This window comes from Anaerolineales bacterium, assembly GCA_003105035.1.
In the GTDB taxonomy this organism is placed as follows: Bacteria; Chloroflexota; Anaerolineae; order Anaerolineales; family UBA4823; genus FEB-25.
Window position 1 is genome coordinate 121,167 of record PQAL01000037.1, and the last position, 21,296, is coordinate 142,462.

Annotated in this window: 14 protein-coding genes; 8 read left to right on the forward strand and 6 right to left on the reverse strand. The window is 44.3% G+C overall.

All coding sequences use genetic code 11. The features are described 5' to 3' along the window. Positions 1-229: 229 nt before the first annotated feature. From C3F13_16455 to C3F13_16480, 6 genes are all read right to left on the reverse strand, one after another. A complete protein-coding gene (locus tag C3F13_16455) occupies positions 230-1,837 on the reverse strand; it encodes a hypothetical protein (GenBank protein PWB50543.1) in 1,608 nt (535 codons plus the stop codon). Between the two features lie 567 nt (positions 1,838-2,404). Then, positions 2,405-3,466, reverse strand: a complete 1,062-nt coding sequence (locus C3F13_16460; GenBank protein ID PWB50544.1) for a hypothetical protein — start codon at positions 3,464-3,466, stop codon at positions 2,405-2,407. Positions 3,467-3,854: 388 nt separating this feature from the next. Beyond that, on the reverse strand, positions 3,855-4,817 hold the full coding sequence (locus tag C3F13_16465; protein PWB50545.1) for a hypothetical protein: 963 nt from the start codon (positions 4,815-4,817) through the stop codon (positions 3,855-3,857). A 50-nt stretch (positions 4,818-4,867) separates the two neighbouring features. After that, positions 4,868-7,249 carry a hypothetical protein gene (locus tag C3F13_16470; GenBank protein PWB50546.1) on the reverse strand — a complete coding sequence of 794 codons (2,382 nt, stop codon included), beginning with the start codon at positions 7,247-7,249 and terminating at the stop codon, positions 4,868-4,870. After that, a complete protein-coding gene (locus C3F13_16475) occupies positions 7,206-8,180 on the reverse strand; it encodes a hypothetical protein (GenBank protein PWB50547.1) in 975 nt (324 codons plus the stop codon). The genes C3F13_16470 and C3F13_16475 overlap by 44 nt, the downstream gene beginning before the upstream one ends. 503 nt (positions 8,181-8,683) lie before the next feature. After that, positions 8,684-9,328 carry a hypothetical protein gene (locus C3F13_16480; protein PWB50548.1) on the reverse strand — a complete coding sequence of 215 codons (645 nt, stop codon included), beginning with the start codon at positions 9,326-9,328 and terminating at the stop codon, positions 8,684-8,686. A gap of 802 nt (positions 9,329-10,130) precedes the next feature. Between C3F13_16480 and C3F13_16485 the strand changes: the two genes are divergently transcribed. From C3F13_16485 to C3F13_16520, 8 genes are all read left to right on the forward strand, one after another. Next, positions 10,131-11,345, forward strand: coding sequence for a hypothetical protein (locus C3F13_16485; GenBank protein ID PWB50549.1), 1,215 nt, complete (start codon positions 10,131-10,133; stop codon positions 11,343-11,345). Positions 11,346-11,380: 35 nt separating this feature from the next. Further along, entirely contained in the window at positions 11,381-12,964 is a 1,584-nt protein-coding gene (locus C3F13_16490) for a site-specific DNA-methyltransferase (protein ID PWB50550.1), read from the forward strand. 3 nt (positions 12,965-12,967) lie between these two features. Next, positions 12,968-15,595, forward strand: coding sequence for a restriction endonuclease subunit R (locus C3F13_16495; GenBank protein PWB50551.1), 2,628 nt, complete (start codon positions 12,968-12,970; stop codon positions 15,593-15,595). Between the two features lie 122 nt (positions 15,596-15,717). Next, positions 15,718-17,685, forward strand: coding sequence for a hypothetical protein (locus tag C3F13_16500; protein ID PWB50552.1), 1,968 nt, complete (start codon positions 15,718-15,720; stop codon positions 17,683-17,685). Next, positions 17,675-19,195: a hypothetical protein gene (locus tag C3F13_16505; protein ID PWB50553.1), complete on the forward strand. Its 1,521-nt coding sequence runs from the start codon at positions 17,675-17,677 to the stop codon at positions 19,193-19,195. The genes C3F13_16500 and C3F13_16505 overlap by 11 nt, the downstream gene beginning before the upstream one ends. 280 nt (positions 19,196-19,475) lie before the next feature. Further along, entirely contained in the window at positions 19,476-20,528 is a 1,053-nt protein-coding gene (locus C3F13_16510) for a hypothetical protein (GenBank protein PWB50554.1), read from the forward strand. After that, on the forward strand, positions 20,500-20,994 hold the full coding sequence (locus tag C3F13_16515) for a nucleotide-binding protein (protein ID PWB50555.1): 495 nt from the start codon (positions 20,500-20,502) through the stop codon (positions 20,992-20,994). Before C3F13_16510 ends, C3F13_16515 begins: the two co-directional genes overlap by 29 nt. Before the next feature lie 18 nt (positions 20,995-21,012). Then, positions 21,013-21,210 (forward strand): hypothetical protein, encoded by a 198-nt coding sequence (locus C3F13_16520; protein PWB50556.1) that lies wholly within the window; start codon positions 21,013-21,015, stop codon positions 21,208-21,210. The last annotated feature ends 86 nt before the right edge of the window (positions 21,211-21,296 follow it).

Below are 21,296 nucleotides of genomic sequence, written 5' to 3' on the forward strand. Positions count from 1 at the left end.
TGTCCATTTAGGAATATATTAAGTTCATTATCTAGTAGGCTAAAGGCTGGCGTATGTGGTGATGAGGCGGTCGTGGATTCCGTTCGGGTGTAGAAAAAATTCGAAGCCAGAAAAATATACGAAAACAGCGTCGAGTCCCCGGCGTCTACTGCACACTGTGTTTGGCAGTGATTGCCATTGTGGTTCATTGGTTAATGCCAACATAGATAGGCGTGGAATTTGATAAATGTCAAGTTGGCAGCCATTTGGTGAAATAAGTGATTATTCCGAGATCGCCCACGTCAAGCGAAATATCAACAGTTGCATTTCCGGGTAATGCCTTAAGCTCCAGTAATTTCTGCTGTGTATCAGGTTCCAATGTGGCACTAGGCAGTATTATTGACCGTGGACCAAGATCAAGATCCATTCCCATGAAATGAAGCTTTGATTCAGGATTACCGAATTGCCACTTCGTAATTATACTTTTTTCATAGGCAGAAGCTAACTTTAGCGCAGCATCTATAGGCAGAGTAAAAGTATATTTTAGAGCATTAGTTCGAATCGAACCATATGTCAGTACTTCTACAAGAACTTTCATTTTTCGTCGTTCCGCAATCGTTATCGTTTCAGGGAATTGAATTAGTTGTCCAGTTTTCTTTTGAATTAATGCCAAATCATCAATCATTTCACAGAAATCATCCGCTAACTCTAAATTAATATCTTTGGGTAAGCTCTCTTTGAAAGAGAAGCCAGTTGTCAGATTGGTGATTTGAAACCATCTTCCATTCTTAGTAGCAAGGCTAAATTTTAAAAATTTTTGAATCTCTAATACATTACTACCCGCGAAATAAAATCTAAAATTAAAAGTGGATATTTGTTTTACATAATTCAATATCCATTTTACTTTCAACGGGATTGGTTGGTGCTCGTTCGAAAGCGTCGTTTCTTCTGAGCCGGCTTGAACAACTCTAAAATCAATATATGGAATTTCTCCTAGGTTATTATCATGTTCGTCTAATATTTCGAGTTTTCCTATAAATCCTTCATTTGTCTGTGCCGTTCCGATTTCGATTTCTCTCGTTTCAAACTTTCCTAAATGAGCAAGAAGGTCAGGAGCTATTTGTGCGGGATCGAACCCTTCAAAATAACGTGAGTCAAGTTTTACAGTTTCACCTGTTTTAAAGGCATTTTCTAGCGCTTTACGAGCCTCCTGCGCCTCTTGGCTTTGATCGAACTTAAAAATGCCACTCAATTCCACAGGATGGTCATCTAGAGCTCCTGGGTATTTACCATATGCTTCAATTTTAACGCTTTCTTCATCGAGAGCGGAGATACGATAGCCAACATATGGATTTTGAATTGTTTGAATTGCCGTTAGCCATAAATTTTGACCATGTGCTTTCAAAACTCTTTGTTCTATTTCTTTTACAGCTTTTTGGTCAAGTTTATACTGCATCGGAATACGAATAGTGGCGGTTATTTGATTACACCAGTCCGTCTTGAGGTTATTGCGAATAAAATCTTGAATCCATATCCAATACCCCACCTTCTCTTTAGAATCATAAATTGAAAATATAACGAGTTCTGTACGCTGTAAGAAGTATTGTAAGGTGCTTGTATTGCAACTATAGCTGATATATCCGCTTTTTAAGATTTCTAACGAATCCGTTCCCTTCAACTGTAGTAAGAAATGGGCGCCAGAAACGTTACCATTAATAACAATTTCTACTACTAAGTCAATACCATAATCTTTATAACCATTTTCAATTATCCATTCAGAAGGGAACATTTGTCTAATAAATTGCCTTGATTCATCATCTAAAATATGCTCTCTGGGTCTTTGAGGTAGTCTAACCATTTTTTAAACCTTTGTTGAAATGTCGACTGTGTACGCGTGACAAGAATTCAATGGTTGTCAGCGAGGAGTTTTAAAGATGCCAAAAACAGAACTGGCTAACGATTTGCATTACCAGCTGTCGGGCGGAACGTGGTTTCGGTTTGGGAGCAGGAATCCGATTAGGCGTAGAAAAAATCTGTATACCGCGCAGACTCCGACCACTCAGGTGCAATCTGTGTGAACTATCGTTCTCCCTTCCGTAGGCATGGCTTCGTCTTCAGTCAGTCCTGAGAACTCAATACTGCGAACTTAGTTATAAACCACTTAGCAACTTGTTTGGGGCTCTCGTCCAGTATTTACCCTCCAATGAGCAATATAACAAGCCTGCCAATTTTGTATCATAACATGGTTAATTACTATCTTCATCTATTTCCTGGGGGTGGCGGTGACGGCTCTGCTGGTGGCTCTGGCGGTGGCTGCGGTGATGCCTTTAGCTGCTCTTGTATATAAATAATTGCCATGATATTCACCTCCTTTCTCTGAGTGATTTAATTGCATAACATTGATGTCTCTCTCAAAAAACAAATATTATCGTTCAGAGAGTACAAGTACAGGATCGTTGTCTTCCCCTTCTACCTCGTATATATTAAGTAATTCATTGCCATGCTCTTTGTTGACAAAAGACCAGTAGTTTTCAGCAAAGTACCGCGCAGCCCGTCCGTTTGTGTACGGCCAAGGGCTAAAAAGGACTAAGACCGTATTGTCTGCTTCCGCTCGGGATTTATAGATTAGGAAATTCATATGGTCTTGATTCGGGACAAAAAGGTTGCCTCTTATTTCGTAACAATACTTAGGCACTTCACTCGTCTGTCTGTAACGAATAAGCCCCTTTGATATCCGGTAGAGGATTCTATTACCTTGTGATGTTTGCCCGAAGATGATCAAGTTCATGCGCTCATTCTCATCAAACTGGTCACTGAGATTACCTTCCCCATCACTGAGCACGAGCCTCAGGCCTTTAGACTTTCCTATCTCTGCGAGGAAGGTATAAATGTGAGAGAGACCTATAGCTGAGTCTACACTGAGTACGTTTCTTATTCCCGTGAGTTCTCTTACCAGGTGAGATCTTGCTAAAATAGTCGTTTGATTCCTATTGTCTCTCATGTTTCCAAAGAATGATGAAAGATCATTATGGCTAGTTAAGATGCGCTCCGATACTGAAGACCACTTTCCGCCGATTGCTTGGCAGAGTTTCTTCAACTCCGCTGGCTCATAGATAAGTTCAGAGAGGTTGCACCAGATCGGTACTTTTAATAATGTGGGTACCGCATTTATGTCTAATACAACAGGTATCGCCTTATTATTTAGGAATCCAGGATCTTGATGACGCACCTGTTCTAGTTCATCTTGGCAAAACTTGGAATTACGAAAGTTCTCAGTGCAGATGAACAGGACATGTTTAGAGGTGTCGATGTATTCATAAATCGTGCTTGGCAGGGGTCTGCCAGGTAAGAAATCTGCATAATCAATTGCGTACTCTACTTGCCAAGATTCGATCATGGGTATAAGGAAATCTTTGACCCATTTAATATCATTATGGTTGTAGCTTATGAATAGATCCCGCATTGGATGATCACCTTCTTTATTCATTTATAGTGCTTAAGGTACGACTTTTTTTGTGGATAAAAAGTGCATATGACGCAACTTTGCGGTATATTTTGCTGTCTACACGCCTAATAAATATTATACATCTAGGGTAGCATGCTTCCGCTGAAAAAAGACTTTATGATCAGATCAGTGATTAGTTGCGGCTGAAGAATTAAGCTTACCGGACAAAGAAATCGGATCTGTATTGGATCAAACAATAGACTCAAGATTTATTCCCCGCTGAGACCTTGTCGAGATATACCAGATCTTGCTCAAATCGTGCTGCATAGCAAAACCTATTTACTGATGTATTATTTTATATATCCCCGCTGGTTGGAAACAGACATTGACTTTATTTTTATTTACGTGGCTAGATGTTGCTGAACTTTTCTCAGGCTCGCTCATCCAGCCATCGGACCAACTCCAACCAGGTAAATTGCTTTATCCACCCATTCTCAAGCAAATCATCTCGAGTTTTTATCCATTGGTCTGGGATTTCAACGACCATGGATTTTCTCCCCGATTGCTCCAGCCAGGCTCCTGCCATTTGGAGCATTGACGGTATTAAATCCAGACAATCTTTTTCGACGATAGGTTGAATCAATAGGCCTTTTTGCTGCCGGTCCTGAAAACCAGCGCACAAGAAGCCGATCGTTTCACCCGAAGAAACGATGGCTTTGATCCATCTGGAATACCTGGTAAATCTGGTATACAGTTTTTGCCACCCAGATAAAAAATACTGGGTTTCAGCGCTGCCTTTGACATTCAAAACGGGGTGAGGAGTAGACTTGTTCTCAATTTCTTTGAATAATACCCGATCCGCTCGGTTGATTTCTCGGGCTGATATCGGCTTGCTTGAACCATTAATTTTTGGCAACGGTAAGGTATGTTCGTAGACGGAATACCGATTGAACACTTCAAATCCCTGCTTCTTCAAGTTTTGGAGGGATGCTGTGTTTGTCTCCAGCACTTGCGCCATGGCAAATGGGAAGCCACGCTGGGCTATTCGTTCCAAGCGCCGGACAAGAAGCGCCTGCCCTACTCCCTGTCGCCGGTATTCGGGATCGACCATCAAATTGGTGACCGACATCCGTTTATCACGCCCGATGTACATTCCCCCGCCAACCACTTTCCCATCCTTCTCGGCCACAAACCCTTCCCATTTAATTCCCATCAAGGTCGTTAGCATCCGATACGGTATCATTTTCCAGCGAAATATCCTGCGGGTTTCCCTCTCAAAATCTTCTGGAGTTAGGCCTCCTGCGATCCATTCTCCGGCGAAGGATAATTTAGAGATGCGGATGAAGTCATCCACGTCCGTGTAATTAAAATTCCGGATTTTCAGGTCATTCATTTCAATTTATCCAAAGAGTAGCGGCTTGATTTCACGTTGAACCTGTATACTTAGATCTTCAATTTTACCGAAACTGTCGTTCCTTTTCCTAGCTCAGTGGCAATGTTCAAATCCGCTCCAATCATGGTGGCTCGTTCCTTCATATCCAAAAATCCATAATGCGAACCGACCTGCCCCTGGCCGTCATTCGAAATCCCAATGCCATCGTCCTCGATCGTGAGTTCTAAGAAACCGTCGTCTTGTCTTGCAGTGACGGTCACCTGGTCTGCCCGGGAATGCTTAAGAACGTTGAAGAGTGATTCTTGTACAATCCTGTAGATCGCGGTAGCCTGTTCATCCGGTAACTTGAATTCTTCTTTCAGGCCGTTACGCCAAAGGATCAGGAGATTATCACCGGCCAGTTGCTCCATATCGTTGACCATGTCCTTCAGCGCCAATATAAGCCCCTGATCCAGCAAGCTGGGTCGTTGTGCTTTAATGGTTTGCCTTAGCATTGTAATCGATCGATCAACAAGAGCAGATGCCTCGGTATCAGATTGAGTCAGGCGTTGCTTTACGAAGAAAAGATTCTGCAACACCGAATCGTGCAAATCGCGGGCAACCTTTTTTCGCTGTTCTTCATCCGAACGGACTAGTTTTCGTGTCAAACCTCTGAGCGCTTCGACGAGAATAATATTGGCGATGGATAATGCAGCTTGCTGCCCCACCGTGCCAACAATCTGAAGATCCTGATTCGAATAAATGTCCCCGACTGTGCGGTCTCCTAAGATCAAGACGCCGTATAAAGTTGCGTGGTAAAAGATAGGTACAAACAATTGAGCCCATTGAAATTGCTTCCAGAGTTCAGCCGTGTCAGGGTTGACTAAATTCCATATATTCTGAGCACGGATCGGCCTTTGATCTGCGGACAACATTTTACTTATTTCATCGCCTTGTGCGATGGAAAAGGTATTATCGCCACTTTCTTGAAGCACCAGGTTATCACCTTCTAATAACAAAAGGGCGCTTTTTTCTACCTTCATTTCGGCTGGAAGGTCATGTGTCAGCAATTTTATGAAGGTGGGACGATCAATCGCTTGCGCCAATCGATTCGATAACGTAGAGGTGACAGAGGTAAAGTCATAGTAGCTCCCATACAGTATACGGTCCACCTGCATTTGTATCCTTTTCTGAAATGCAGCTGAAGGAAGGGTTACCAGGACGCATAGGATACTACCTGCAATAGCCACCTGGGAAGGCAAATTGAACGGGATAGAAATCACACTCAGAATGATCAGTGATGTAAACAGGATGCCCAGCGTCATCAAAAAAAAGACAATGGCCCGATTAATGATGAAATCGATTTTTAATAGCTTGTGTTGATAAATGACGTACCCATACGAAATCGGAATCAAAATCATGAAGAGGATACTGATATAGCTCGGGATGAGGATGAACCGGCTATTTGGACCGAATATCAAGTTGGGGAGTTCGCTAAACAAGAAAAAGGGGATGAAACCTGTCAAGGTTCCCAGGAAAATAATACCTGTCTGCCTTTTAATATCTTTGTCCATGATGAAAAAGCGGTTTTTCAACAATAAGCCTATACTCAGAAGGCAGGAAAGGTAAAACACGTAGTTTATCGCGTTAGCCGTTATGGTTGTTCGCGGATACACTTGATGAACCGCATTAAATATTTGCTGGGCGATATAAGAAATCGCCAGTACCAGAGATAAACCAAATAAAATCCGAAGTATGATATTACGGGCCCGACTCGAAAACGTGGGGACAGGAAAGTATAGATGGGCAGCGGTGGTAATGAAAATCGAAGCAGAGAAAGCAAGCATCGTCCATTCCGGTGCTAACCACGTGCAGCTAACATAACCGGGTCCCGTGGTCGTGATCACCACGCCTGCCAATACCCAGACGATTGCCACTAAACGAGCGCGAATATCCGCAGGGCGAGAAAAGAACAGAATGACCAATCCCAAGCTGTAAAATGCCAGGGAGAGTAATTCAATAGGAATTATATTCGCCAGGTAGTCGAGATGGTCTGCATAACTTCCTACTTGAACGGGGATCGTAAGTGTCTGCTGACCGCGCTGGACAACGTACACTTCAATATCCCCAGACTTTTTCGGTTGATGAACTGGGACGTTTAGATTCTTTATTTCGCGTCCATCAATCGTTTTTACGATATCCCCCACACGAAGACCTGCTATTTCACCCGGCCCCCCTGAGTTGAGCCTGCCGATAATGGCTGAATTCTGGGCTTGACTATCGTAATCCAACCAGACCCCGGTAACCGGGACAAAGACATAATAGGTAACGTTATAGAAAAGGATCAGCAGAAACGTCACGAAAGTGAAGCCAACTTGAAAGCCCGTACTTTTGACGAAATTAATAATTTTAGGTAAACTCTGATCGGTTGTTATATTCATCAACCACCTCATTGGCAAGTGAGGGGATTCGTTTAAGGATTAGAGACGGAATTCTTTCCAGGATAAGTTTTTCCCGGGATGGGGGAAGAGAGCTCAAGCTTTCCAATGCTCGCGATTTCCATTGCAATAAGAGCTCTGCTATCGCATGGATCACCCCAGTCTTTTGTAATAAATCACTCCATTCAGCTCTGGAATTTATTTTAGGGAATATAATGTTTTCTTCACTGACCGTCATTAAATATAAAAGGAGAGGCAATGAAATTTCCCAGTTAATCGCCTCTTCGGAATTGCTGAATGCATCCCGACAGTCATCAAAGAGCTGTAGTATCACTCCAAGGGCAGTGCCATAATCCCCCAATGCCTCTGAAATCGTTTCGTTAGCGCCTGCCACTGCAGCACCACCCTGCGTAGCAGCTCGGAATACGCTGCCTGCTTTCAGAATGATGTTTTCCCAATAAGTATTCAGAACCAATTCGACTGCTAACTGTTCTTGAATCAAGTCCCGGTGCTGTCCATAGGCAGCATCAAGGCCGCAGTTGGATAAAATCCTGGTAATTTGATTGGCCTTGGTTGCATCTTGAATTGAGGTTAGGATCTGAAAAGAAGTAAAAATAAGGCCGGTAGCGATGTTTGACGCCACTTCGGGAGAAGTCAAGAATTGATCTCCTGTCAATTCTTTATCTTCGACATTATCCAGAATTTCAGATGCAAGATTAAGAGAGGTCCAAGCAGAGGCCAGGATAGCCCCATCGTCGATTGAACCGCCGGCAGCTATACAGGCAATGACTGGTATTGCAATCTGCCAGGCCGGCATGCTCTGGACGTGGGAAACCAGATAACGAGTGCAATCGGAAAAAGTAGACGATAACTCAATAGATTTCAGTTTTTCAATGACCGGCGACATATACTCATTGAAGAACGGGTCATTTGCTTTGTTATTCATACTAAGTTTCCCGCATTAAAAGACAAAAGGCTATCCTGCCTCTTGCCTTATGCACCCTCGATGATGTGCTTAAGAACAAAATGAACTCAAACGATCCGGTCTATTACTTTTCAACAGATTGAGTGAATTCATCAATTTGGAACCGGGATCATCGATCTTCCTAATCCAATCGATTAAATAACAGACCACCAACCCTTATTTGGAGTGGACGAGACCAGGTTCATTACCGCTAGGGAAACAACTATCACAGAGGGAGTTGCTAGAGTCCGTACGATTTGTTTGTCTTGCACTAACTTCTTACAAGAGAGACTGCACGACCTGGCCAAATCTGCTAGCTTTTTCTTATCCATATTGCCTCCAGTTCTTGACATATTTTTTGTACTCGAAAGACCTCTACCGATGGTATTTTTATTGTATATATTTTCAATTAGGTTCTTAAGAGACAAATGTCCCGTCCAATACGGGACATTTGTCCCGCTGTCCAACCATTTGAATCGGCTCGCCTACTCCTTGGGTATCAATCCTAATTCGCGCCCTTTATTAATGGCAGCGACCCGTGGTGAAACGCCCTCGACCCTATCCACAGCCAACTTATCACAAATAATGACGAGAACATTCCTTACTCTTTTTTCTGAAACACCTAGATTCTTCGCAATCGTGTCAGTTGACAAGCCCTGGGAGAGCAGATTGAGCACCGATAATTCTCTAGGTGTCAGCTTATCCAAATCATTATCCACGATTTTATCGGCCACTGCGGGGGAGAAAAATTTACCACCCATGTAAAGTGCCCTGATCGCCTGTGGAATGCTTAATGAGAAATCATCAGACTTGAGCATGTACCCGCTGGCTCCGGCCTTGACCAATTCACGCACCCAAAGCCCGTCATCGTAGCCTGTCAAGATCAAGACTTTTACGTTTGGATGCTGCTCGTGAAGGGTTTTTACAGTGGATATTGGGTCAAAGGTATCAGCTGTCATTCCTAAATCAACGATCGCGACATCGGGCTTATTGTCCCGGACCAATTTCAGCAACTGCGATCCCTGGTTGGATGTGGCTACCAGCTCAATATCTGGATATCCTTTGAGCAAATCTGTAAGGGCTTTTAGGATCAGGTGATGATCGTCAATGGCAATTACCCGAATGGTCATTTACGCCTCGGTTATATTTCTGGGTAATAAGAATATGGAGGGAAAGAAGGCAGGCATCGAACTACCAATAATAGTAATTTCTATCGCCGACAAAAGCCATCTAAATCACGATTTCAGGTACCAATAATTGATATTTCTTCCTATATGCCTATTTATTTTACTTGTTTAGTCCTGTTTTTGGAAGGTAGCAGGATGACGCACAATAGATATTGTTGGTCAGGGTTTGCGGACTCTGCGTTGTTGCCAAGCTGTTTTAAGGCAATTTACTCAAGAAAATGATGACTAACAACCTGATGACCAGGATTAAAGCGCTTTGGTAGAATGCATAACCTAACGTTTAATAATCTTCCTGATACACTTGATCCCATACAATTTTCGAAGATGAAGATCATGATTATGGAGAAAAATTATTTGACGCTAATACGATAAAATGTAATAATATATAACTATTAGATTAAATCCACCAAGTTGGTCATAATTTCTCCAAGTATCATTGGTAAAAATGGATCATGTAAACGCGGATATATCAACCATAGAAGAGACATCAGATTTATTAAAGCTACCACACTCATTTATTATAGAACCTGGCTCAGGAGGACAAATTCCCTGTCAAGAAAGTTGGCCGTCATTAGCGCTTTCAACGGAAATCCATTAACTAGAAGTCAGGAAAGATGACGAGATTGAAATACGTGCGTTAATTGAGCGATGGTTCAATGGTCAAGTTAGGAAAATTACTGTGAAAGATCACAATGAACTGGATGAATGAGTAGCCTAACCTAAACTAACTGTAAAATATCTCTCTATCACCTCGAAGGAAGACTGTGTGGATACTAATAGCTTTGAAAATCTTCTGAATGAAAGCGAAAGCAATTATCTAGACTTCAAGCAAGATCAATACCGATTCGACGGTGCAACAGAAGAAGAAAAGAGTGAGATTTTAAAGGATATCCTCGCTTTCGTGAACGCTTGGAGACGAACAGATGCCTATATCCTTATTGGTGTTCGCGAAGTTATCGGAGGACGTAGCCAGGTTGTTGGAATCTCAACGCATATCGACGACGCTTCTATTCAACAATTTGTTAACAGTAAAGTACAGAAGCCTATCTCTTTCTCCTACACTGCTTTTGAGTTTGAAGGCAAGCAGGTAGGCATTATTCATATTCCAATACAAGAAAGACCCTTCTACATAAAACAGAAATACGGCAAGATAAAGCCACATACAGTCTATTTGCGTAGGGGTAGTTCAACAGACGAGGCAGAACCGGATGAAATTGCCCAAATGGGAGTTGCATCTGTCAACAATGTGCTAGCGCAAACTCCAGCGATTGATTGCGAATTTGCCAATCCCATTGCACGAAAATTATATGGAAAAGAAATAGAGGTGACTTCTACAGTATTGGAAGTAAATAGCCCTATTCCCAATTTCTCCCCTCGGCAAAATTCTTTAGGTATTACAAGCATTACAAACAGCCCCAACCGTAGTTATTACCGTGATCTTTACAAGTACTATGATTGTAAATATTTGCTTAAAGCAATTAGCTTAAGATTATTTAATACGGGTTCTGTAACCGCCTTTAATGCACGTGTTGAGATAAATATTGCAATAGATGATTTATTATTTATAACGAAGAGTGATCTTCCAAAACGGCCTCGAAAGTTTCTCGATTACTTAACTCCGCTGAGTGAGAGAGTGTCCATCCCGGCTATGGATCAACTTGGATCCCGCCTATGGATTGGTAAGAATGGTGCAGGTTGGATTATCACAATCAACTTTGGCAGCATACAACCAAAAGCGGAGGACTGGTTGGAAGAACCTATCTATATTGGTTCCAGAATACCACAAGACGTTCATCTTGAGGCAGTAATTTACGCCGACAATGCCTCGAATCCTATTCGTGTCCCGCTATGTATACGCTTTCAAACGGAACAATTAGTTCGAACTATAGAGGATATAGAATTAGAGCACGAGGCAATCATCAAGAAAGAGTTAGACGAATTCCTATCTGATGATGAATAATTCCTCCTTAACCAAAGCTTAGCGTAAGGATTCCTATGCCCACACTCGACTGGATCGGCAAAAAAGCCGTCTTGAACCACCACAACGAAGTCCCCTTCCACCTACTGCGCTGCGATCCGGAACTATCTGTCGGCGAGGCCAGCGGGAACCTGCTGGTGCAGGGCGATAACCTACTAGCGCTGAAAGCCCTGCTTCCTTACTACTCCGGCCAGGTGAAGTGCATTTACATCGACCCTCCGTATAACACCGGGAACGAGGGCTGGGTTTATAACGACAACGTCAACAGCCCTGAAATGCGCGATTGGCTTGGGAGAGCGGTGGGCAGCGAGGCTGAAGATTTATCGCGCCACGATAAATGGCTGTGCATGATGTATCCTCGCCTACTCTTACTTCGAGAGATGCTGAGCGATGACGGCAGTTTATGGATGAGCTTAGATGACAATGAAATGCATAATGCCAGAGGAATATTAGATGAAATCTTCGGGGCAAACAATTTCATCACAACTGTAATTTGGGAAAAGAATTACTCACCCAAGAGTACTGCAAAACATTTGTCCGCGAATCATGACTTCATCCTGGTATATGCAAAGAATTCCAGTAAATGGCAGAGAAACTTGCTACCTCGCTCCGAGGAACAAGATAACAGGTATCGAAATCCAGATAACGACACAAGAGGCATGTGGAAACCAGGTGGATTAGATGCGCGGAATTATTATAGCGAAGGGACCTACCCAATAACCACACCATCAGGAAGGGTGATTTCTGGGCCACCTAGGGGGTCCTATTGGAGGGTATCATTCCAGAAATTAATGGCATTGGATGCAGACAACCGCATCTGGTGGGGTGAAAACGGAGATAACGTCCCTTCAATAAAACGATTTTTATCTGAAGTACGGCAAGGTGTAGTTCCTGAGACAATTTGGACGTATGAAGAGGTAGGGCATACACAAGAAGCTAAACAACAAATTGTTCGCATATTACCAGATGCAGCAAATGTCTTTAATACCCCTAAACCCACACGTCTGATTGAACGGGTAATTCAAATAGCATCAAACCCTGGTGATTTAATTTTGGATTCATTCGCAGGAAGTGGCACAACCGGACAGGCATCGATTAGGTTGAATAGGAAATTTATTCTTGTTGAAATTGATACTGTAATTGCCTCAACAATAACACGTAAGCGTTTACAACAGGTTATTCAAGGATATGCTTGGCTGGATCAAAGAGGCAACTCACATCAAGAAGAAGGCCTAGGTGGAGATTTTCGCTACTGCGAACTTGGCCCGACCCTCTTTGATGCCTATGGTCAAATCAGATTGGAAGTCGTCTTTTCAGACTTGGCCCGGCACGTTTTCTTTACTGAAACCGGTCAGCCCTTGCCTGGCGGAGAAGATGAAAACGCTCTCCTAGGCGTGTGCAATGGAACCGCCATCTACCTGCTCTACAACGGTGTAATGCACGATTCGGACAACGTGCTCACGCCACAAACGCTGGCAGAGCTGCCGGCATTCGATGGCCCCAAGGTCGTTTACGCCGATGGCTGCAAGATTGGGCTCGAACGGTTGCGAGAGCTGAACGTAACATTCAAGCAAATTCCTTACCAGATCAAGGTGCGGTGACCTATGCTATCCCTCAAAGAATATCAACAGCGCGCCCTTGATAATCTACAGGCCTATTTTCGCCTCTCTCTGCAGTTGGGTGACGCCGATACCGCTTTTTACCGCCTGACCCGCGAATCTTTTGGACACGGTATCCCCTATCAGCCGGTCGAAGGTCTCCCCGGGCTGCCCTACGTCTGCCTGCGTATCCCCACCGGCGGTGGGAAGACGTTGGTAGCCAGCCACGCTATCGGTATCACCTCACACGACCTACTGCATACCGATCACGCCCTGGTGCTCTGGCTGGCGCCATCAAACGTCATCCGCGATCAAACCCTGCGCGCCCTCTCAGACCCCAACCATCCCTACCGCCAGGCAGTAGAATCGCGGGTGGGGCCTGTCACAGTGATGAACGTCAGCGATGCGCTGTACGTCCAGCCGGCTGTGCTCAACTCCAGCACGACCATCGTCGTCGGAACCATTCAGGCTTTCCGGGTGGACAATACCGAAGGCCGCAAGGTGTACGAATCGTCCGGCGCGCTGATGAGCCACTTTACCGACCTCCCCACAGACTTGCAGGCCGGGCTGGAAATGATAAATGGAGAGCCGAAGAAATCACTGGCGAACGTGCTCTACATGCGCCGCCCTATCGTCATCGTAGACGAAGCCCACAACGCCCGCACCCCGCTTTCCTTCGAAACCCTAGCGCGCTTCCACCCCGCCTGCATCATCGAGTTCACCGCCACCCCAGCCACCCAAGACCATCCTTCCAATGTACTGCACTCCGCTTCTGCTGCTGAATTGAAAGCGGAGGCGATGATCAAAATGCCCATTCGTCTAAAGGTACGCCCTCAGTGGAAGGAGCTGCTTTCGGACGCCATCGCCCAGCGCAACCGGCTGGAAGCCGCCGCTAGGCTGGAGCAGCGGCAGACCGGCGAGTACCTGCGCCCGATCGTGCTCTTACAGGCCCAACCTCGCAGCCAGAGCAAAGAGACGCTAACCGTAGAAGTCGTCCGACAGACGCTGCTCGACGATTTCAAGATCCCCGAAAGCCAGATCGCCCGCGCCACTGGTGACGTGGACGAAATCGGCGACACCGACCTCAGCCAACCGGACTGCCCCATACGTTACGTCATCACTGTCCAGGCGCTGCGCGAGGGCTGGGACTGCCCATTCGCCTACGTGCTTTGCTCAATTGCAGAGAGCAAATCCAGCACGGCGGTGGAGCAAATCCTGGGGCGCGTGCTGCGACTACCGAAAGCCACGCACAAAGAGATCGAACCCCTCAACCTGGCTTACGCCTTTGCTACTTCAGAGAGTTTTGGTGTGGTGGCGAACCAATTGCGCGACAGCCTGGTGCAGAACGGCTTCGAACGCTACGAAGCTCAAACGATGATCCAGACTCCACCCGAACAGATCGATTTACCGCTGTTTGGAGAAGGATCGGATTCTGCCTTGCCCGAACCGGCCACCATTGCCGTTCCTACTCCGCCAGCGTTAGAAGATATGCCCCTAGAAATCGGCGCGAAAGTTCAATACGACGTTACAACGCAGGCATTAGTGATCCGAGAGTGGCTTGAACCAGAGGAGGCTGCCTTACTGGTCGCCATGCTGCCCATCGCAGTTGTAGATACTGGCGTCCGGGCAGTCATCGACCGCGTTACCCGCCCGAATCCGCTACCGCCCACTGTATCTCCGGCTGAACGCGGCGAAGTACTGTATGTCCCGCAGCTTGTCCTGCGACGCGGCCAGCAGTTGGAGCTTTTCGAAGAAACTGCCTTCCTGGATTATCCGTGGAATCTTTCCCAATGTGAAACCCTGCTGGCCGAAAGCGAATATTCCGGCCAGCGTCTGGGCGGAACCGAGATCGAGTACGACGTGACCGACAAGGGCAAGCTGAAAGAGCAATTCATCGAAGAGCTGCAGAACACCATGACGCTCTTTACTACCGATCAAGGCTGGACGCCGGCGGAGGTGGTCTACTGGCTCGACCACAACATCCCTCACACCGACGTTACCTTCCGTGAATCGAACGCTTTTCTCACCCGCCTGGTCATGTGCCTGATCGACGAGCGCAGCTTCACCCTAGACCGGCTTGTCATGGACAAGTACCGCCTACGTGACGCTGTGGCAGCAAAGATTCAAGCGCACCGGCTCGAAGCACGCAAGCAAGCGTACAACCGATTCCTGCTGCCCGATTGTCAGACCCCACTGGAAGTGCATCCTGAAATTTGCTTCACCTATCCGCGCGACGCCTACCCCTACAACACGCTCTACCGCGGCGCGTACCCATTCAAGAAGCACTATTATACCCAAGTCGGTGACCTGGAGGATCGGGGCGAAGAGTTCAATTGCGCTGTGTTCCTGGATAGCTTGTCAGATGTGAATGTCTGGGTGAGAAATCTTGAGCGCCGGCCCAATCACTCCTTCTGGCTGCAAACCTCCACGGATCGGTTCTATCCGGACTTCGTTTGTCTTCTGAATGACGGACGCTACCTGGTGGTCGAATATAAGGGAGAAGACCGCTGGAGCAACGAGGATTCTAGGGAGAAACGGATCATTGGAGAGGTGTGGGCGAAAAGGAGCGATGAGAAGTGCTTATTTGTGATGACGAAGGGACAGGAGTGGAATATTGTTAGGGAAGTTATATAATTGGAAAACATAACAGGAATACTATTTCAACACATGCAAGCCCGAAAATTACTAGCGATAATGTACGTCAGGCTTGTTTGATAAGACGGTGTTTTTACTAGAGATAAGTTAAAGCCCTAAATATGAAACTTCAAGAGACTCAGAATCGAATTAGAGACTTGCTATCATTATTTGTGACAATGATTAAAGCAGATACCGCTATGGGCAGGCAGGATTTGAATAAAATCGCGGAAAATTTGTTAATACCTATTTTCGCCCTAACTTTTGATTATCAATCTTTAGAGAATCTGAACTTTTCGGAGGGTGGAAATTTCCCTGCCATAGATCTCGGTGATAAGACGGCACGTGTTGCGGTTCAAGTAACAGCAACCACAGATAGCGAAAAAATAAAATATACGCTTTGTAAATTCGTTGAGTTCGAGCTCTATAAAGAATATGACCGTTTGATTATCTATATCTTGAGTGAAAAGAAATCATATTCTGGTAAGGGTTTTGACGGAATTATTCAGGGTAAATTCACTTTCAACAAAGAACAAGATATTTGGGATTACAGAGAGATCCTCACCAAAGTTGCTGAATTTCAGATTCAAAAAGCAGTACAAATCCTGGATATTTTGGAACAAAATATATCCAGTAGGGCAGGGAGAACTCCATATGACCACAGAAACACAATCTTTCTTAGCTCCTTACAGTTAGAGGAAGAAGATTTTGTTCGATGGTTAGCATTTAAGCTCATCTCAGCTGGATATTCTGTATGGTGCACCCCACTCAATAAAAAAGGCGGAGATGATCTTAATCAACAGACACAAGCAATTATTGAACGAACAACTGCTTTATTTCTTTATATTGTTACGCCTAGGACGAACACTGATCCGGCATCGCTTGCAGAACTCCAAAAAGCCTATGACATTATGAGAAGGGATCAGCTGGATGGTTTCATCGTACCTTTGCTTCTAGATACATCATCGCTTAGCTCAATAAACATTCTTTTAAAAGGACTCCAACCGATTACTTTTTATGATAGTTGGGCTAAAGGATTAAGCGATTTACTCAAGGTATTGGAAGAGCGCGATTTTCCGAAAGATGCATCGTTGTCACCAAATACTGCAAATATCCTGTGGCGACAGCAATTTGAACCAGAGCGAGGAATAATAAGCAAAGAAGAGGAATATCTTTCTAACTGGTTCCCTATCACCCTCCCAGAATATATCTATTTTCATGAACTTCAGCGAAGTAGCACTGGTCCAATCGAAATAAGAAAAAACTTACCATTTCCTGGTTTTCAGCATAATATATACCTCGTTTCATTTGCAGAAGCAGATGATTTTCAAGGCCAACTCGGAACATATATATCAATAAAATCTTCTAATCCTATTTCAATCACGAATTATCTAGATGAAGAATACGACCCGAAATTGGTAAATCCTGATCTCTCTTGGCGTTTTGTAATACAGTTATTGCAGCAAACGTGGGAGAGGTACATGTATCAAAAAGGATTAGGCATGTACCAGTTAGCAAACGGAAAGAATGCTTATTATTTTCAAAGGGGTTTTAGTGAAAAGAGGATATCATTTATCGGGACAGATGGTAATATAACGAGCCGGGCATTATCTGGCTATAAAACAGTAAAGCTATCCACCGAGGAGAAAGTTAAGAGATATTGGTTGTTCGGGATATCTGGGAAGCCAATACTGTACCCCTTTCACGCTTATGTGATTAAGGCACATGTTGTCTTCAGTGACGATGGGTACCAAATCTGGAAAAGTAAATCCAGGCTTCATCGAGCTCGAAGAAGTTGGTGTTCTGACTGGTGGAACGATGATTGGCGGGATCGATTGTTAGCAAGTCTATCATGGCTCAGCAACAACCAACCATCGTTACAATTGCCGGTTGCAAAAAACACTAATCTTGTCGTTGAACGTCATTCGGCTGATTTTCGAAGCCCTGTTACCTATAACGATCCTAATACTGATTTACCTCAGACTAAAAACGAAGTAAATGATGATCTTGATGAAGTGGAAGGAGAAGAATTCAATCTTGAAAACGATGATTCTTTATTGGACGACGAGGAAGAATTAGATGACGAATAATCTCCTTTTTATTGAAGAGCCGAAGCTATTATTTGGGCATGGACAAAGTGTCGAAGATCCACGCGATGGCTTGATTCTTTTTGGCCCCTTGGAAAAAGGAAAACCATACGGAGTTCATTATGGAATCATTGGAACACAGGAAGGGATAAGAAGGTTTAGAAGTTGGGCAGAACGTCTGAATCAACCCATTCATGATAGCAAGAAGAGTATTGCGAGGCCTCCTTTTTTAGGTTTCGAAACAATATTTGATACTCCCTGGTCATTAAGTCCTGACTTAGAGCTGGTAATACCGACTGAAGATTTATTCAAGGCAATTTATCTAGATGATAAATACCAAAGGGTTTATAAGACCGTTGAATTATATTCTTCACGAATTATCAGGGCAATAAGTGAAGAAGAAACTAAAGTTGATATATGGTTTGTTATAGTGCCTGATGAAGTCCATAAGTATTGCCGACCAAAATCTATTATTGATGTGACAAAACTAATGCAAGCTGACACAAAGATGGACCCAAAATATGCACGGAGTTTACGGACACAGCCCTCTCTACTTTTTCAAGACGATAATATCAACGCAATTCCATACCAGTATGAAGTGAATTTCCACAATCAGCTAAAAGCTAGGTTATTAGACAAACTCGTCCTAACTCAGATTGTTCGAGAAAGCACAATTGCCCCGGGTGAGCTGCTGGATAGATTTGGACGTCCGGCTAGAGGCATGGATAAATTACAAGCATCTGCAGCGTGGAATATTTGCACCGCTGTATTTTACAAAATCGGTGGAAGACCCTGGAAAATAAGCGGAATACGTGAAGGAGTTTGCTATATTGGTTTAGTATTTAAAAAAACGATGGATTCTTCAAACGCTGATAATGCATGTTGTGCTGCTCAAATGTTTTTAGATTCTGGTGATGGTATTGTTTTTAGAGGAGATGTTGGGCCTTGGTACAATCCAGACAAAGGAGATTATCATCTGAAACGGAAGGCTGCTCATGAACTAATTGAAATCGCTGTAAATACTTACAAAAGATACTTCAATAAGCCCCCAGACGAATTATTTATTCATGGAAAAGTTGAATTTAACTCGGAAGAATGGCAGGGTTTTCAGGATGCGGCCGATGATAAGGATACAAACTTAGTCGGAGTAAAAATACAAGATAGCAACGAGATAAAACTCTTTCGAAAATCGGATCACCCTATCCTGAGAGGATTAGCTTACATTCGCAGTAAGCGGTCAGCATATTTATGGACAAGAGGTTATATCCCACGTTTACAAACATATCCTGGTCTAGAAGTACCCAACCCTCTTTATATCAAAATCTGTAGAGGCCAAGCTGATATTGAAATAGTACTTCAGGATATCCTTGCTCTTACAAAGTTAAATTACAATGCCTGTGTTTATGCGGATGGTGTTCCAGTTACGCTAAAATTTGCAGATGCAGTCGGTGAAATCTTAACAGCGGGGCCAATCAAAGGAGATGTACCTTTGCCTTTTCGTCACTATATTTAATATACAGAAACTCCAGCCGATGATTAAAATTATCTCCTATTATTAAACTTAAAATCAGACAGAGCAATGCTCCAAACAACTTTAAAAGTTCCACTGTTTAGTAGAATCTCCTGTCTTTTAGTGCCTTATCCTTAATGAATAATATCGCTTCCTTCACACTCATCAAGACTGATATCAAATATACATAACGTCAAGAGAAAATTTCTTTCTTCTCAATCGGTTTACAAATTGTTATAAATATGCTATAATGTAAACCGTAAGGACGCGAAAGGAGGCCGCGATGACCATCGGTCAGCGCATTAAACAAGCTCGCAAGGCGAATGCTCTGAGCTTACGAAGATTGTCGGAAAAGGCTGAGATCAGCGCGATGGCAATCTCGAAGTATGAACGGGATCTGGATACGCCCAGTTCAGGTGTATTGCTACGCTTGGCGTCGGCACTCAGTGTCTCAATTGACACCTTTTTCCGTCCACAGACGATATCGGTTCAGCTCCAAGCCTATCGCAAACATGCTGCATTGGGTGTGAAAGAGCAAGAAGCTGTCCAAATGCGGATCCAAGAATGGTTGGAAAGATATTTGGAAGTCGAAAGCTTTTTCCCAAATGAAGGACGGGCGATTTCTCTGCCAATATATTCGATACACTCGATAGAACAGGTGGAAGATGTTGCCTTAGAACTGCGCGGAAACTGGAATCTGGGCTTAGATCCAATAGAGAACCTTACCCAACTGCTTGAAGATCAGGGAATCAAAGTTGGAATAGTCCCTGGATTTGAGCATTTCGATGCCAGTACGTTTTTAGCAAACGGAGCTCCTGTAATTGTCTCAAAGGCTGAGTTACCCGGTGACCGGCAACGTTTCAATTTGTGTCACGAATTAGGCCACCTGATCTTGAACGTCAATGAAACGCTTGATCCAGAAGCTGTCTGCCATCGGTTTGTTGGGGCCTTTATTGCCCCAGCACAGGCAGTCCGCTTCGAGTTGGGTGCCCGACGCACTATGCTAGACATAAATGAGCTACTTCTGCTCAAACATAAGTATGGACTTAGCATGCAAGCATGGATTTTCCGGGCAAGAGACTTAGGAATCATCTCGGAGAGTATAGCTGCACGACTTTTCCACCATTTTCGAGCAAATGGCTGGCACCGGCGTGAGCCTGGTGAGCCAATACCCAGTGAAAAGCCCTTACGTATGGAGCGATTGATATTTCGCGCCTTAGCCGAAGATTTGATATCACACTCCAAAGCACAAGAGTTGCTTGGTGAGCCCTTACAAATGCCCTGGGTGATGGAGGCAATGCAACAGGATGACGTTGCAGTCGGTTCTGGTCACTGACACAAATATCTGGGTTGACCTTGAAAATGGCGGCGTTCTGGTCGAGGTCTTCCAACTGCCCTATCAGTTTTTGATACCTGACTTTGCAATTTCCGAGCTTCTTCATCCAAGGTGGGAGACTCTGGAAGTATTAGGTCTTCGAGCACACGAACTACCAGGTGAAGAAGTAATTGAGCTATTCCAATTAAGACAGGTCCATAAAAACCTCTCAATTATTGATTTGTCAGCTTACTTACTTGCTAAAATGCTGGATGCAACACTCCTGACCGGTGACTGGCACATTAGCGAATTAGCCATTGCCAGCGGTCTTTCAGTGCACGGTGTCCTCTGGTTATTGGATGAGATGGTACATTTCAAGGCTCTTACACCAACGCAAGCCGTTACGGCCCTCAAACGGATGCTCAAATTAGGTGCAAGACTACCTGCCGAGGAATGTAATATCCGATTAACGAGATGGTCGATATGACCAAAGGAGGTGATGAAAATGAGCAAAGCCAAAACGCCAACTTACAGGCCAGGCCAGAAAGCTCCGGAATCGGGGCAATATGGCGTCATTGGACCTAAGGGCGGTAAAACCGGCAATGAGGTGACGGTATCGAAAGGTGAGACGTTACCGCCTACTCCGAAACCTGGTCAGACCTTCGTGCTGGTAGACAAAACCAAGCACAAGCGTGACGATTAGGTACTATAGAGGGCAAAATCAAGCTACCCCTGCAAATAACAGGCCGGGGTAGTTTGCGTTAATACGAAAGCTATAATGTTTCAAGG